Source organism: Flavobacterium frigidum, assembly GCF_048286735.1.
GTDB lineage: Bacteria > Bacteroidota > Bacteroidia > Flavobacteriales > Flavobacteriaceae > Flavobacterium.
Genome location: NZ_JBLVPU010000004.1, coordinates 27,300 through 43,334, shown reverse-complemented (window position 1 = coordinate 43,334; position 16,035 = coordinate 27,300). Strand labels below are relative to the sequence as shown.

The 16,035-nt window shown below is 34.2% G+C and carries 11 protein-coding genes; 7 read left to right on the top strand and 4 right to left on the bottom strand.

The window, feature by feature from the left end; translation table 11 throughout:
• Positions 1 to 94 precede the first annotated feature (94 nt).
• The 4 genes from ACNQGO_RS03625 to ACNQGO_RS03610 all read left to right on the top strand — a co-directional run bounded on the left by ACNQGO_RS03625 (position 95) and on the right by ACNQGO_RS03610 (position 6,644).
• A complete protein-coding gene (locus ACNQGO_RS03625) occupies positions 95 to 1,237 on the top strand; it encodes a hypothetical protein (RefSeq protein ID WP_417947901.1) in 1,143 nt (380 codons plus the stop codon).
• Positions 1,238 to 2,899, top strand: coding sequence for a hypothetical protein (locus ACNQGO_RS03620; protein WP_417967600.1), 1,662 nt, complete (start codon positions 1,238 to 1,240; stop codon positions 2,897 to 2,899). It begins immediately after the preceding gene.
• A 177-nt stretch (positions 2,900 to 3,076) separates the two neighbouring features.
• Complete coding sequence (locus ACNQGO_RS03615; RefSeq protein WP_417984230.1) at positions 3,077 to 4,708, top strand: S8 family peptidase; 1,632 nt, start codon at positions 3,077 to 3,079, stop codon at positions 4,706 to 4,708.
• Between the two features lie 61 nt (positions 4,709 to 4,769).
• Positions 4,770 to 6,644, top strand: a complete 1,875-nt coding sequence (locus ACNQGO_RS03610; RefSeq protein WP_417984366.1) for a M1 family metallopeptidase — start codon at positions 4,770 to 4,772, stop codon at positions 6,642 to 6,644.
• Positions 6,645 to 6,705: 61 nt separating this feature from the next.
• Here ACNQGO_RS03610 and ACNQGO_RS03605 read toward each other — a convergent pair whose 3' ends face one another.
• The 3 genes from ACNQGO_RS03605 to ACNQGO_RS03595 form a co-directional block, all read right to left on the bottom strand.
• Positions 6,706 to 7,911 carry an NAD(P)/FAD-dependent oxidoreductase gene (locus ACNQGO_RS03605; RefSeq protein WP_417984229.1) on the bottom strand — a complete coding sequence of 402 codons (1,206 nt, stop codon included), beginning with the start codon at positions 7,909 to 7,911 and terminating at the stop codon, positions 6,706 to 6,708.
• 63 nt (positions 7,912 to 7,974) lie between these two features.
• A complete protein-coding gene (locus tag ACNQGO_RS03600; protein WP_417984228.1) occupies positions 7,975 to 9,138 on the bottom strand; it encodes an IS4 family transposase in 1,164 nt (387 codons plus the stop codon).
• 210 nt (positions 9,139 to 9,348) lie between these two features.
• Positions 9,349 to 10,299, bottom strand: coding sequence for an L-threonine 3-dehydrogenase (locus tag ACNQGO_RS03595; protein ID WP_417984226.1), 951 nt, complete (start codon positions 10,297 to 10,299; stop codon positions 9,349 to 9,351).
• Between the two features lie 384 nt (positions 10,300 to 10,683).
• On the opposite strand from ACNQGO_RS03595, the gene ACNQGO_RS03590 reads away from it, so the two are divergent.
• From ACNQGO_RS03590 to ACNQGO_RS03580, 3 genes are all read left to right on the top strand, one after another.
• Positions 10,684 to 11,289 carry a hypothetical protein gene (locus tag ACNQGO_RS03590; protein ID WP_417984225.1) on the top strand — a complete coding sequence of 202 codons (606 nt, stop codon included), beginning with the start codon at positions 10,684 to 10,686 and terminating at the stop codon, positions 11,287 to 11,289.
• Positions 11,282 to 14,650 carry a transcription-repair coupling factor gene (gene mfd, locus ACNQGO_RS03585; protein WP_417984223.1) on the top strand — a complete coding sequence of 1,123 codons (3,369 nt, stop codon included), beginning with the start codon at positions 11,282 to 11,284 and terminating at the stop codon, positions 14,648 to 14,650. The genes ACNQGO_RS03590 and mfd overlap by 8 nt, the downstream gene beginning before the upstream one ends.
• Before the next feature lie 204 nt (positions 14,651 to 14,854).
• Positions 14,855 to 15,079: a hypothetical protein gene (locus ACNQGO_RS03580; protein ID WP_417947977.1), complete on the top strand. Its 225-nt coding sequence runs from the start codon at positions 14,855 to 14,857 to the stop codon at positions 15,077 to 15,079.
• A gap of 292 nt (positions 15,080 to 15,371) precedes the next feature.
• On the opposite strand, the gene ACNQGO_RS03575 is transcribed toward ACNQGO_RS03580, so the two are convergent.
• Positions 15,372 to 16,028 (bottom strand): aspartate kinase, encoded by a 657-nt coding sequence (locus tag ACNQGO_RS03575; protein WP_417984221.1) that lies wholly within the window; start codon positions 16,026 to 16,028, stop codon positions 15,372 to 15,374.
• Between the last annotated feature and the right edge of the window lie 7 nt (positions 16,029 to 16,035).

Below are 16,035 nucleotides of genomic sequence, written 5' to 3'. Positions count from 1 at the left end.
TAATTATTTAATTCTTAAAACTTTAGTAAGAGAATAAGTTGTTTTTCTTGAATATTATAAATAGGTTTGTCCCAAATTTATAAAAAATACACTTATGAAAAAAACTTTAATTTTTTTGTTGTTTTTAGTTTCTGTTACTATTTCAGCTCAAAAAGTAGACTTAGATCGTTTTTATTTTGAGGTTAGTTATCAGATACTTCCAAAGGAGCCTGTACCTTTTGAAAAAAGATCATACTTCTCTCTTGTGAATTTAGGAGTTAAAATGCAAAGTTTTGTAGATCCTACGACAGTAAATGACAAGATTAGCATTAAAGGCTGGAAAAAATCTTACGAAAACACAACCGTAAATATTGAACTCAAAATTGAAGATTTTATTGAAACAGGGGTGACTCCGCAAACCCGTGTTGAGGAGACAAAAGATAAAGATGGTAAAGTAACGAGTCGCAGAGAGTTTTATTATGTTTTAGTTAAATATTCAGGTAGGGCACATGCAAAAGTTGTTGGCCCGCATACACCTAAGCCTCTATCAGCAAAGGAATTAGAGGCAGAAAAAACAAAACAAGCAGCTGCATCTGCCAATAGATTTTTGAAAAATGCCGTTGTAAAAAAAGACACTGTAACATCTAATGATGATTCCAATATAACTCTCAACGAGGATATTGAATTCAAAACTACCGAGTATTCAGATCGTTCCGCAGCTATGAAATATTACTATTTGAACCAAAATGTATTTCATGATAATGCATTAAGAAATTATGTAGAAAGCGTGGTAAAAAATTTTAATTATAACATCAACTATACTTACGGTTATCGCCCAGTTTACAGTAACCAAATGATGTGGATTTTAGATGCTAAAAACGAAGAAGGTGCTACTCAAATAGAAGCTATACAAGCTGTTAGAGCATTGTTTAAAACCATGAAGGCTGATGAGCCAATAGATGATTTAAAAAGTAATATGCAACCTTTAATAGAATATTTTGACTCCTTAAAGACAAAATATACTGATGATAGTAAACCAGCTCGTAAAATGAGATACTCTGCTTATTATAATTTAGCAGTGATTTATAATTTATTAGACGAACCAGAGAAATCTATTCTTGAAGCTGATAAATTGATCTTAAATGAATATGACAAAGCTGACAGTAAAGAATTAATTAATAATGCTAATAAATTAATTGAAGATTTTAAAATTGCTAAATTAAGATCGAGACATAACCCAACTCTAAAATCGTTATAAATGAAAAATATTACAAAATTAGCATTTATAGTATGCTTTACAATTCTAAGTGGTAATGGTTACAGTCAGTTTTCACTTGGTAAAATGATTAGTAAAGTAGAGGGTGCAAGTTCGTCTACAGGTCAAGATGAAGAAAGAAAAAACACTTTGAACTTAAGAGGACCTGAACCTCCTGTTGATGATCAATACAGCAATTATAAATCGTATGAAATTAAACTTGATTTATCGCAAGGTATAGAGGATAGTTTTACGTTTAGAAAAATTCCTTATTCAAGTGAAAAAATAAATAACATTTTCTTTATTTCAGGTTTGAAAAAAACGAATGAAGGAGAATTTAAAATTAAATACACCGTTTCAAGATTTGAGTCTATTAATGACGAAGATTATGTGCAGTGGTCTTATCAAAAATCTCCAGCGTATTATATAGGAATGGAGTCTAACCTTGAAATCATGGACAAAACAGGCAAGGTTATTTACAAAAGGTATACAACTCCAAAAGTTAACCTATATGTAACTGATCCAACGTATAGTTATGAAGCTTTAGTAATTCGAATTTTGAATACCAATTTCTATTCAATGTTACAGGAGTTTGAGGGGTTCTATTTATATGGACCAGAAGTTTCGGGTTTGCGTTATTTTGATATTGAGAAGAAAAAGAAATCAAAATCAACTTTTAATCCAGATGAGTTCAATCAATCGGTTCAAGTACTACCAACTTTAGTCGATGTAGATAGAGCCGATTGGCCAAGCTTATTCGGTGAAGCTCAAAAGTATTGGACAGAATTTTTAGCTTTTGAAGATAAAAATGACGAGGATATTCAGAAAAAAGTGCGTTTTAGCGCTTATTATAATTTAGCCACAACCAATTTACTCTTAGGTCAAGTTGAAGAAGCTTCAAAATATTTTGAAGGCGTGAAAGAAAACGAGAAAAGTTTTTTAGGCATGCGAACACATCATCCTTTTTTAGTAGATCTAGCAAAAAATATTGATAATTACAAGAAAACTACTGAAAAAGCGACTACTTTAGAGGCAGTTCAATCTGAACCTATTTTAGCATCGTACAAAAAAGCTGCAACCGCTTTTAGATATGCTGAATTTGATGGTGAAGTAGAAGATGTAGAAGGTAAGGTTTTTAGAGGTAAGGTGAGAATTATCAGTGATTTTCCTGAAATGGTAGATTATAGAACGGAGACTCAAGTTTCAGCTCTTCGTGCTCTAGCAAATGGGATTGGTTCAGATAAAAGCACAGTTAGAATTACCATTGAAGGACAGAAAAAACCAGAACGCACTAACTTGAAAAAAGTGGTCACTATCAAAGATAATGAAGGTCATTTCTATATAGCTGGTCAAACAGGTAAAGGAATAGGTCTTACATCTGATGTAAATACAAAAAGATATTCTTTGTTTGAAGAAATTAAAAAGGGAGAAAAAATATCAGTATTTCATGAGTTTTTCCCTCAAGATGCTTATGTTTTGAAGAAGCAAATTCAAGATGAATTTTTCAGTCCAGCTGTTTTAATTGGTAGAAAAAAAGAATTAAGAGAATATTTTTCAGATTGTCCTAAAATGATTGAAAACATCAATAATGGACTTTATAATTTTGAAAATAAAGAAACTTACATCAAGATGTTTGAGGATTATACAGCTTTATGCGGTAATTAACAATGCAATTAAACACAAGATCAAAGCTACCTGTAAAGGGTAGCTTTTTTTATTTTTTTGAATCTTATCAAATAAAAACTTCGTTTATATTTTCTTAATGTACTGTTAATCCTTTTATTTGTTTGACAAAATCAATTATTTTAGTCCAATATTTCAAAAATTAATAAAAACAAACAAATGAATACCATCAAACCCATTTACATTTCTGCTTTTGCTTTTTTAGCATTGGTTGGATGTGGAACAGCAAAACAGGTTACTAGTGCTAGTACGTCAAGTTTTACTGCAATAGCAGCTCCCTTAAATATTAAGAAAAAAGCACCACTTGCTGAAAACGATTTGAAACGTTGGAGTCACTTGGATATTGTAACCGATACCATTCCTGGAATGAGTGTTGACAGAGCATACGCTGAATTGCTAAAAGGAAAAAAAGGGGTGCCCGTTATTGTAGGTATCGTAGATTCTGGTGTTGATATAGAACACGAGGATTTAAAATCAGTACTTTGGACCAATGCCAAAGAAATTGCGGGTAACGGAATTGATGATGACAAAAACGGTTATATTGATGACATGCACGGTTGGAATTTCTTGGGTGACAGTACTAAGGAAAATTTGGAATACGAAAGAATCATCAAGGATAAATCATTGGTAGATGAAAAAACATACCAAGAAGCCAAGGCTTTAAATGACAAAAAAGTTGCTGAGGCAGCTACAGTGAAAGAACGATCTACAAAAATGATTGAAACACTAGCATCAAGTGATGCCGCTGTTGTAAAACATTTGGGTAAAGCGGTATATACTGTTGATGAGGTAAAGACAATTGACACTCAAGATCAGGACTTGCTTAAAAGTAAAGCTACAATGCTACAAATGTTAGGGTATGGATTACCAGTTGCAGAACTTAAGGTAGCGGTTCAAAAACAAAAAGAGGCGCAAGAGGCCCTTATTAATGGTGACAATCTTAAAACAGATTACCGTAAAGTTGTAGGCGATAATCCTAACGATATTACCGATACTAAATATGGTAATAATAATGTAATGGGTCCAGACAAAAACGAAATATTGCACGGAACGCACGTAGCAGGAATTGTGGCTCAGTCTAGATACAACAATTTAGGTGGAGACGGAGTTGCCAATAATGTTCAAATTTTAACTGTTCGTGCCGTACCAGATGGAGATGAGTATGATAAAGACATTGCATTGGGGATACGTTATGCTGTTGATAATGGTGCTAAAGTAATCAACGGAAGTTTTGGAAAAAGCTTTTCACCGCACAGACAATGGGTGTATGATGCTTTAAAATATGCAGAGAAAAAAGATGTCTTGTTTGTACATGCTGCAGGAAATGACGCAAAAGATATTGATTTTGCTGAGAATTTCCCAAATGACTCGGAGGATAAAGTAAAAGAGTTTGCGGATAATGTAATTACGATTGGAGCATTAAATTTTGAATACGGAGACAAAGTTGTTGCTCGTTTTTCAAACATCGGGAAACTGAATGTAGATGTTTTTGCGCCGGGAGTAAAAATTTATGCAACCACTCCAAACAACGAATACCAATACTTACAAGGTACTTCAATGGCTGCGCCTAATACCGCTGGAGTTGCTGCTTTGATTCGTTCCTATTATCCAAAATTGACAGCTAAGCAAGTAAAATATATCTTGATGGAATCTGGTGTTGCTATCACAACCGATGTAATAGTTGGAGGTAAAGCTGGAGATGTTCGTTCTTTTGCAACATTATCCAAATCTGGTAAAATTGTAAATGCCTACAATGCTTTATTGATGGCTGAAAAAATGTCCAAAAAGTAACATTTTAAAAATTTAATTCATGGAAGGACAAATTGTCCTTCCATTTTTATTTCAACTAATTATGAAAAAAATAGTTTTATTTTCGTTTTTAACAGTAAGTTTTACGAGTTTGTTTGCGCAAAGTAATACCTATTGGCAACAGCATGTAGATTACAAAATGGAGGTTTCCATGGATGTGAAAACCTATCAATACAAAGGAAAACAGGAATTGGTGTATACCAATAATTCGCCAGATACATTAAGAAAAGTATATTACCATCTTTTTAATAATGCCTTCCAACCAGGAAGCGAAATGGATGCGAGAATTCAAAGCATCAAAGATCCAGACGGCAGAATGGTCTCAAAAATAAAAGTAGGCGATAAGGAAATCAAAGAAAGTCGGATTAAGAATTTGAAGCCGAACGAAATGGGCTATTTGCGAATTGCTAATTTCAAACAAGATGGTGCAGTTGCTGTTGCAAAAGAAGTAGGAACTATTCTAGAGGTTACTTTGGCTCAACCTATTTTACCCAATTCAAAATCAACTTTCACACTTGATTTTGATGGGCAAGTTCCTATTCAAATACGTCGCTCTGGTCGAAATAATGCCGAAGGTGTAGAATTATCAATGTCACAATGGTATCCAAAACTAGCCGAATTTGATTTTGAAGGTTGGCATGCTGATCCTTACATCGCCAGAGAATTTCACGGTGTTTGGGGAAATTTTGATGTCAAAATCACGATCGATAAAAACTACGTTCTAGGCGGTACGGGCTACTTACAAAACAAAAATGAAATTGGTTTTGGTTACCAAGATCAAGGTGTTGTGGTCAATGTGCCAAAGAAAGCGAAAACGTTGACTTGGCATTTTAATGCACCCATGGTTCATGATTTTACTTGGGCAGCAGATAAGGATTATATTCACGATGTGGCGAAAGGACCTAATGGTGTCGACATCCATTTCTTGTATAAAAACAACCCACAATTTATTCAGAACTGGAAAAATTTACAACCAAAAACAGTACAGTTAATGGAGATTTACAACAAAACTGTTGGCGATTATCCATACAAGCAGTACTCCGTAATTCAAGGAGGCGATGGCGGAATGGAATATGCTATGTGTACGTTGATTTTAGGACAAGGCACGTTTGAAGGTTTGCTTGGTGTAACGGCACACGAAATGGCGCATTCATGGTTCCAGCATGTGTTAGCTTCAAATGAATCGAAGCACGGTTGGATGGACGAAGGATTTACTTCATTTTTGGAAGATTTTGGACTGGACGCGATTGCTGATAAAAAAGTAGAAAACCCATTTTTAGGTGGCTACTCAGGATATTTTTCGATGGTAAATTCAGGAAAAGAATTGCCTCAAGGAACACACGCGGATCGTTTTGACGAAAATAGAGTGTACAGCATAACATCATATAGTAAAGGCGAATTGTTCCTAACCCAATTGATGTATTTGATAGGAAAAGAGAATGTAATGAAGACGTTGAAAAAATATTATAGCGATTTTAAATTCAAACATCCTACACCAAATGATATCAAAAGATCTGCTGAGAGAATCTCTGCAGCAAACTTAGATTGGTACTTGACTGATTGGACACAAACTACAAACACCATAGATTATGGGATTAAAGAAGTGACCGAAACTGCAGGACAAACTAAGGTGGTTTTGGAACGAATGGGTAGAATGCCAATGCCAATTGATTTAACGGTAGAATATACTGATGGTACAACAGAAAGTTTTTACGTTCCATTGCGAATGATGAGTTTCGAAAAACCAAACCCGAATGTAGCGGTAAAAAGAACAGTACTTTCGGACTGGGCCTGGGCGTATCCAACGTATGAGCTTAGCATTGCTAAACCAAAAGCTTCTATTAAGAAAATCACAATTGACCCAAGTAGTTTAATGGCTGATATTAAAAAAGAAAATAACACATACGAAGTAAAGTAAAATTTAAAAGCCCTGAAAAGGGCTTTTTTTATGCAGTATACTTAGGAGTTTCTATTAAAAATTACCTTCTGAATTTAAAATTTTCAGCTAAAGGATGTTTCTTGTTTTTCAACATTTCAGAAACAAGTTCCATTCCAATAACTGAAAATGTGATGCCGTTGCCGCCAAAGCCCAAAACAAAATAAGCGCTTGAAAAATTAGGATGTTTTCCAATATATGGCAAGCCATCTTTGGTTTCGCCAAATGTACCCGCCCAAACAAAATCCATTCTGAAATCATAATCAGGTAAGATTTTCTTCAGATATGTAGTCAACTTATCAGACTTGTCGTTGAGTAAGGAATCTCTTTTTGCAGCGTCGACAAAATCTTCATCCTCTCCGCCAATAAGCAATCGATTATCATCCGTGGTTCGCATATACATGTAAGGTTCCGCGGTATTCCAAAATAGCGTGTCGTTAAGATGCGATTGATTGTCTTCAAAACGTTCTCCCACAATGGCGTAAGTAGAAAGTAATTTTACAAACTTGTCTTTAATGATTTCGGTACTTTCAAAACCGTTACAGTAAATTATTTTTTTTGCGGTAATGGTAGTGCCATGTTCTGTTAGAACGGTTACGCCATTTTGTTTGTAAGTAACTTTTTTGATATCGGTTTTATCAAAGATTTGTAATCCTTTTTCATGATTGTATGCTAGAATATCATGGGCTAATCGGAAAGCATCGATGCTGCCGCCTTGTTCGGATAAGATTCCACCATGCAAATGTTTGATATGAAATTTTTTATCAATTTCCTCGGCTTCCAGCCATTTTACAGGCATTCCAATTTTTTTCCGCGCCTCGAATTCTTTTTTTAACCAGACAACGTCTTTCTTTAAAGCCGCAAAATAAAGCGATTCCTTTTTCTCGAATCCACAATCAGATTTTACTTGTTGCACTATTTTTTTTAAATCATCAATCGATTTATAGCACGCCCAGTAGCTTTCAACGGCAGCTTTTTCACCAATTAAATCAATAAGTTTGTACAAAGGAACGTCAATCTCATATTGCAACATCGATGTCGTAGCAGATGTGCTTCCATGACCAATTTCTCTGCGGTCAATCAGTACGGTTTTGTAACCGTCCGCCATACACTGATGGGCTATAAGACTACCGGTTATTCCACCGCCTACGATTAAAATTTCTGTATCCACATTTTCTCTTAATGACGGATACGAGTTTATGATTCCGTTTTTTACCAACCAAAAAGGTTCACTTGATTTTAGTTTCATGGCGCTGATGCTTTAATCAAATTTAACTAAATTTTATTTATATGACGATTCACTAGTGTCCAATTAAAATAAGTTGAAAACCAGCTGGTTAGTATTATGTTCATTGACATTATTGTAATCTGATTTCATAAGTAGTTCATTTATAGATGTTTTGTCGAGTAATGATGCGGATAAAATTTGTAGAATTTCGTAGGTTGAACGATTGATTTTTAAATCTTTTGCTATTATAGAAACCAAACAGTAAGTTGCAATTGCTACATTGATTTGAATACGAACAGCATTTTCTGTTGTTCCCCAAAAGGTCTTAACTTTTAGGTGCTGTTTTATCCATTTGAAGAACAATTCTACTTGCCATCTTTGTTTGTAAAGTAGTGCAATATCTTGAGCTGATAATTCAAAATTATTAGTCAAGAATACTAACATTTTTTTATTTTCAGTATCGAAAAATTTTACTTTTCGTATCTTTTCTGGATAATCTTTTGAGGTATAAAAACCTTCTATTTTACCAATTTGGTCATATTTAATTCCAGTGGTTTTATCAATTTTTAGAGAATACATTCTTTTAAATTTCACATTAGATTTTGCTCTAACAACAAAATAAGCATTTGCTTTTGTAATTCGAAAAAGTCGATCATAATCAACATAAGCACGGTCAAAAATATAATACGCAAATGACTCATAATCTATGACATCCATTGCATTAACATCGTGCACATTTGCTTCTGTTATATGGATAAATACAGGGATTTGTGTATTAATATCAAATAGAGTGTGCAATTTTATTCCTGCTTTAGTTTTTCGAAAATGAGCCCAACAAAATACACTCAAGCATAGATCAATTGTTGAAGAATCAAAAGCATAAATATTACCTTTTATTTCAAAAGCATCATTGCTGTTTTTATCCCGAGCAATCAATATTAAATGATTGGCAAACTCTTCAAATATTTTATAATTACGATTTTCATTAGCTTTGGATAAATTGCTACGAGTTACATTTTTGCCAAATCCTAAATGATATGATTTTGATTGATGTGCTTCTATAACAATTATCAAATCTCTTAAACTTTCTCTTGCTGAAAGCTGACCAAAAATCATACATAATAATTGATTCCAACAAGTAAAATGTTTGACCGATTTATTGCCAAAATATTTACTAGTTAACCTGTCAAAAACACGTTGAGGAAGAAATTCAATCAGTTGAGAAAAGACATATTTACCGTGATTCATATTCGTAATATTGATTTACGAACATAATAATCATTTCAAATCGTCACGCTCAAAAATGACTCTTAAAATACAGATTTACAATAATTTCAAAGAACTTGTTTTATTTTTTAGTGGACACTAGTGATGACGATTAATAAAAAAAATAGGGTTTCAAAAAACTAGATTTTCATTCTAATTTTTTAAAACCCAAATTCTATAGTACTAAAAGTATTATTCTTTTTCGGCACTCAAATTTTTCAACATGTCCACTGTCATTGATTTCAAATCAAATTCATGTTTCCAGTTCCAGTCTTTTCTGGCTTCAGCATCATCAATACTCGCAGGCCAGCTGTTGGCTATTTTTTGGCGAAAGTCAGGTTGGTACGAAATGGTAAATTCAGGAATGTGCTTTTGGATTTCGGCAGCAATCTCAGTAGGTGTAAAACTCATAGCTGCCAAATTGTATGAAGATCGAATTTTAATTTTTTCAGCAGGCGCTTGCATGATTTGGATGGTTGCCGCAATAGCATCGTCCATGTACATCATCGGCATTTTGGTTTCTGAGGATAAAAAACACTCGTATTTTTTGTCGGCTAGCGCTTTATGAAAAATATCCACAGCATAATCTGTAGTTCCTCCGCCAGGAGGAGATGACCAGCTGATTAAACCCGGATAACGGATGCTTCGTACATCTACCCCAAAGATATTATGGTAGTATTCGCACCATCTTTCGCCCGCTTGTTTGCTTATTCCGTAGACCGTTGAAGGCTCCATAACCGTGTATTGTGGTGTATTTTCTTTAGGAGTTGTTGGTCCAAAAACGGCAATACTCGAAGGCCAAAATATTTTTTTTATTTTTCCGGCTTTCGCCAAATTCAAAACATGAAACAAGGAGTTCATATTCAAGTCCCAAGCAAATGCTGGGTTTTTCTCGGCTGTAGCGGATAAAAGTGCTGCCATCAAATATACTTCGTCAATTTGATGCAACTCTACTAAATGTTCAATTTGATTAAAATCCAGTGCATTCACCACTTCAAACGGACCCGAATTGACCACATCGGTATTCAATTTTCGAATGTCTGATGCAATTACATTTTCGGTTCCGTAAATCGAGCGTAACTTTTGCGTAAGCTCTGTTCCTATTTGGCCACAAGCGCCTATGATTAATATTTTAGTACTCATCGTTATCTGTTTGGAAAAACAAATATAACGTTTTCGTCAGTAAATTAGTTTTGATAGAAAAGTTTAAAAAATTCTTAAAATAGTTTTAAAATAGAAATGGTTTAGTCGGTTTTGGCTTTTAATAAAGGGTATAAATGCAAATGAGTTATCGAAATCATAATTTTAAAGAATAATTAGGAAACCGTTTTTTAAATAATTACCAAAAAGTTTTCATAATCTTAGATTATAGACAGTACTGAAATGGCATTTTTAGTTTCTTTATTTTTCATTTTACGAACTAATTTAAGATCCTTTTAATGAGTTTCAGCAATGAAAGTATTCCCCATTTCTGGAATTCATTATTGTAAATTTAGTTTGTAACTTTGTACTTTAATGAAATTAAAAATGAAATATAAATTAGCCGTTTGCTGTTCTCTTATTTTGGTTTTGGTCTCTTGTAAAAACGAGGATCAAAAACGCTTTGCTGAAAACAGGAAAGAGGTACAGAAAAAAGAAGTAATTTTAAAAAATATACAAAAAGGCTGGATTTTTTATGACACGCCAGTGACCGAAGCTTCTGAAAATAGTTTGTCGAGTTGGAACGAGTGGCGAATTTTTTTAGCAGAATTGGCACAAAAACCTAAAAAAACGATTGCCGCTTTTCAGCAAAAATCAAAAGCACTGACTAAAAAAGTCATGGCGCTTACAGCCCAAATTCCAATTCAATACGATAAACCGCAAATACGAAGCAGAATAGGAACTTTGATCACTAAAGTACAAATGTTGGATTTGTACATTCATTTAGATAACATTCCAGATAAAAAAGTGACGCAACTCGTAGCTGAAATTAACTTAGAATTGGTGTCCTTACAACGTCAAATGGATAAAATTGTCGAGAAAAGTAAAATTCCAATTGAAGAAGGAGAATCTGATTTATTAAGAATGATGGACACTTCAAGAGCCATTCCCAATACACCTAAAATAGACCCAAACATTCCACGCGTTGAGTAAAACAGCTTTATACACTACCTACGATAATTCGCCTAAAACACAACAAATTGTTGCTCGTTTAGTAGAAAACAAACAAGTCAAAATGCATCTTACAGGACTTCTAGGTTCCTCATTTTCATTTGTGATTCGGTCCATTTTCAAGAAAGCAGAACTTCCTTTTTTAATTGTTTTGAACAATAAGGAAGAAGCTGCGTATTACTTGAACGATTTGGAACAGATGATTGGCGAGCAAGATGTACTATTTTACCCTGGATCTTTTCGTCGTCCTTACGAAATCGAAGATACAGATAATGCGAATGTTTTGCTTCGCGCTGAAGTGTTAAACCGAATCAATTCCCGCAAGAAACCAGCCGTTATTGTCTCCTATCCCGAAGCCTTATTTGAGAAAGTGGTGACTCGAAAGGAATTAGATAAAAACACGTTGAAAGTTGCTGTGGCAGATAAAATTTCAATTGATTTTATCAACGAAGTACTGTTTGAATACGAGTTTAAAAGAGTCGATTTTATTACAGAACCTGGAGAATTTTCAGTTCGTGGCGGAATTGTAGATGTTTTTTCGTTTTCGAATGATAATCCGTACCGAATCGAATTTTTTGGAGATGAAGTAGAAAGCATCCGAACCTTCGATGTAGCCACTCAACTGTCTATTGAAACGCAAAAGAAGATTACGATTATCCCCAATGTTGAAAATAAAGTGTTTCAGGAAAACAGAGAAAGTTTCTTAGATTATATCTCGGAGAAAACAGTAATCTTCATTCAGAATACCGAAGATTTTTTAGCACAATTAGACAAACAATTTGGTAAAGCCGAAGAAGCTTTCGCAAAATTGTCTCAGGAAATTAAGCGTTCAACTCCTGACCAATTGTTTTTAAATCAAACTCAGTTCGTAAAAAGAGCGTTGGATTTTTCTATAGTCGAATGGAGTTCAAAAGCGATTTTTAGAACTACTCAAAAATTCGAATTTCACATTCAGCCACAACCGTCGTTCAACAAACAATTTGATTTATTGTTGAATAATCTAAGTGAAAATCATTTCAACGGATATAAAAATTATTTGTTTTGTTCTAATGATGCTCAGGCCAAACGCTTTCATGATATTTTTGAAACTTTGGACGAAGCCAATTCTGAGAATATAAGAAAGCAATACCACACGGTTGTTTTGCCTTTGTACCAAGGATTTGTTGACGATGAAAACCAAATTACTTGTTACACTGATCACCAAATATTTGAACGCTACCATAAATTCAGCATCAAAAATGGCTATTCGAAAAAGCAGAATATCACTTTAAAAGAACTTACAACACTTTCTGTAGGTGATTATGTAACGCACATTGATCACGGAATTGGACGTTTTGGAGGGTTGCAAAAAATACAAGTCGAAGGCAAAACACAAGAAGCCATCAAGCTCGTTTATGCCGATAATGATATTGTGTATGTGAGTATTCATTCGCTACACAAAATTTCAAAATACAACGGAAAAGACGGAACGCCTCCCAAAATTTACAAATTGGGGTCGAATGCGTGGAAGATTTTAAAACAAAAAACCAAAGCGCGCGTCAAACATATTGCATTCAACTTGATTCAACTGTATGCCAAGCGCCGACTCGAAAAAGGGTTTCAATTTGCGCCAGATAGTTATTTGCAAAACGAATTGGAAAGCTCATTTATATATGAAGATACCCCAGACCAAACCAAATCTACGGCAGAGGTAAAAGGCGATATGGAAAGTGACCGCCCGATGGATCGCTTGGTTTGTGGAGATGTAGGTTTTGGTAAAACAGAAGTCGCCATTCGTGCGGCTTTTAAGGCAGTGGATAATAGCAAGCAAGTGGCGATATTGGTTCCTACAACAATTTTAGCCTACCAACATTACAGAACTTTTACCGAAAGATTGAAAGATATGCCGGTTTCTGTTGGTTATTTAAACCGTTTTAGAACTGCCAAACAAAAAGCGGAAACACTAAAATTATTGGCCGAAGGTAAACTCGATATTGTGATTGGAACGCACCAATTGGTCAATAAAAATGTGGTTTTCAAAGACCTTGGATTATTGATTGTTGATGAGGAACAAAAATTTGGGGTCAATGTAAAAGACAAACTGAAAACGATTGCTGCAAATGTCGATACGTTAACTTTAACGGCAACGCCAATTCCAAGAACATTGCAGTTTTCACTAATGGCTGCGCGTGATTTATCTGTAATTACTACGCCACCACCCAATCGATATCCTATTGAGACGAATGTAGTTGGTTTTAGCGAAGAAGTAATTCGCGATGCGATTTCGTATGAAATACAGCGAAACGGACAAGTTTTTTTCATCAATAACCGCATCGAAAACATTAAGGAAGTAGCGGGAATGATTCAACGTTTAGTGCCCAACGCCAGAGTAGGTATTGGTCACGGACAAATGGACGGAAAGAAACTCGAGGAACTGATGTTGGCCTTCATGAACGGCGAATTTGATGTTTTGGTGGCAACTACCATTATCGAAAGTGGATTAGATGTACCAAATGCGAATACGATTTTCATCAATAATGCCAATAATTTTGGATTGTCTGATTTACATCAAATGCGCGGTCGAGTAGGGCGTAGCAACAAGAAAGCGTTTTGTTATTTTATTTGTCCTCCCTATTCTGCCATGACGGATGATGCCAGAAAACGAATTCAGGCTTTGGAACAATTCAGTGAGTTGGGAAGCGGATTCAATATTGCGATGAAAGATTTAGAGATTCGTGGTGCTGGTGATTTATTAGGAGGTGAGCAAAGTGGTTTCATTAATGAAATCGGTTTTGATACCTATCAAAAAATCATGAATGAAGCGATTGATGAATTGAAAGAAAATGAATTTAAGGATTTATATCCCGAGGAAAGCAACATAGAAATCAAAGAATACGTCAAAGATTTACAAATTGATACCGATTTTGAATTGCTGTTTTCGGATGAGTACATCAATAATGTATCGGAACGATTGAGTTTGTATAATGAATTAGGTACTGTAAAAAACGAAGAGGAATTGGTAGTGTTCCAAAACAAGTTGATAGACCGTTTTGGTCCAATGCCACCTCGTGCCAAAGCGTTGATGAATAGCATTCGCATCAAGTGGATTGCAACCCGAATTGGAATCGAAAAATTAGTGATGAAACAAGGCAAGATGATTGGGTATTTCATTTCGGATCAACAATCAGATTATTATCAATCCAAACGCTTTCATCAAGTCTTGCAGTTTGTGCAAAAAAACAGTTCTATTTGCAAAATGAAAGAAAAACAAACTCCGGCTGGTTTGCGATTGCTATTAACTTTTGACAATGTAAAAAACACTAGAACAGCGCTAGAATTTATGGAGCTATTGGGAGGGGAATAAGACAATGCAGTTTGCAGCCTTTTGTTTTAACTTGATCTATAATTTAAACCTCAATTTTATCTTTTAGCTTCTACAAGTAAATACATAATAGCTTTATGATCAACTCTCTTTAATATTTGAAAATGAAATAGTTAGTTAAATTTAAAGATTTGTTTTTTAAACACAATCAAAAAAGATAACTTTGTTACAGTAAAATTTTAAGTTATGAATTTAGCCACCAGAAAATATAATTTTATTCAAGAGTTGTCTGCGATCGATGAAATTTTTCCAGAAATGACAGAAATTTTAATAAAAGCCAACGAAAAAGATTGGTTCACTGATCTGAATTCCGATGAAAAACTTGAAATTGAAATCGGTTTAAAACAAGCAGAAAATGACGAATTTATTAGTCATGAAACTGTAATGAATAGATTTTCCAAATGGCGTTAAAGATCAAATGGGATCCACAAGCCGATAACGGTCTGGTAATTGTAATTGAATAATTAGAAGCAGAATGGACTTTTAGAGAAATTTTGCAATTGGAAGAAAATATCAACCAAGTTGCCAATCAGATTAGTCTATTCCCTGACTTATATCCAAAATCTGAAACCTATAAAAATCTTCATAAAGCAATAATAGATAAAAATAACTATTTGGTTTACCGAGTAAATTATAAAAATTCAAGTATTGAAATAATTAATTTTAAAGGAACTAAACAAAAACCGAAATATTAGAAACTCATCTAATTCTTCAAATCCTTAATTACTTTAAAAGCCACATCAACCTGTTCTTCGCTTACTAAAATTGTGAACTCATTTGAAGTCGAAATCACTTCGTTTATAATAATTCCTTCCCAAGCCAAACGCTGAAAAATGAAGTAGTAAATCCCCGGAACAACTATGTTTTCTTTGGGTAATTTTACGGTTATTGAAGCCAGATTATCTAATTTCTGAATCAGTTTTTCAGTAGAAAAATGTTTGTCTACCAAGTGATTAACGCTATTACTAACAACTATATTCGTTTCATTTACCCCTCTGGATGAGGTGTAAAATATATCAGGAAGCGAATTAATATCTGTAATTAAGTCGGCTTGTTTGTTTAGTACAGTATCTGATGCAGCAAAGGTATAATCCGTCAAGGCAGAACGAACTGTGATTTCACCAATGTTTTTGATAACTTTATTAATTTTATGATTCAGTCTAAAATCTAATTCTTCCGTTAGTCGTTTTAACGCCATCACCACAGCACCTTGTTTCACCTCTTTACCAAAATCACCTTCTAATTCGGTCATTATATTTCTCGATAAAGAAGTCAGGTTAATAATACCTAACGATAATGCATTTAGTAAAAAGGGCTTTGTTTTGATATAGTTTTCAACGATAGAAGAAACAGTTTTCATGATGTGA

Excerpts from the sequence above, each read along its gene's own strand:
- ACNQGO_RS03625 (WP_417947901.1), top strand. The coding sequence starts at position 95 with ATGAAAAAAACTTTAATTTTTTTGTTGTTTTTAGTTTCTGTTACTATT.
- ACNQGO_RS03620 (WP_417967600.1), top strand. The coding sequence starts at position 1,238 with ATGAAAAATATTACAAAATTAGCATTTATAGTATGCTTTACAATTCTA.
- ACNQGO_RS03615 (WP_417984230.1), top strand. The coding sequence starts at position 3,077 with ATGAATACCATCAAACCCATTTACATTTCTGCTTTTGCTTTTTTAGCA.
- ACNQGO_RS03610 (WP_417984366.1), top strand. The coding sequence starts at position 4,770 with ATGAAAAAAATAGTTTTATTTTCGTTTTTAACAGTAAGTTTTACGAGT.
- ACNQGO_RS03605 (WP_417984229.1), bottom strand. The coding sequence starts at position 7,911 with ATGAAACTAAAATCAAGTGAACCTTTTTGGTTGGTAAAAAACGGAATC.
- ACNQGO_RS03600 (WP_417984228.1), bottom strand. The coding sequence starts at position 9,138 with ATGAATCACGGTAAATATGTCTTTTCTCAACTGATTGAATTTCTTCCT.
- ACNQGO_RS03595 (WP_417984226.1), bottom strand. The coding sequence starts at position 10,299 with ATGAGTACTAAAATATTAATCATAGGCGCTTGTGGCCAAATAGGAACA.
- ACNQGO_RS03590 (WP_417984225.1), top strand. The coding sequence starts at position 10,684 with ATGAAATATAAATTAGCCGTTTGCTGTTCTCTTATTTTGGTTTTGGTC.
- ACNQGO_RS03580 (WP_417947977.1), top strand. The coding sequence starts at position 14,855 with ATGAATTTAGCCACCAGAAAATATAATTTTATTCAAGAGTTGTCTGCG.
- ACNQGO_RS03575 (WP_417984221.1), bottom strand. The coding sequence starts at position 16,028 with ATGAAAACTGTTTCTTCTATCGTTGAAAACTATATCAAAACAAAGCCC.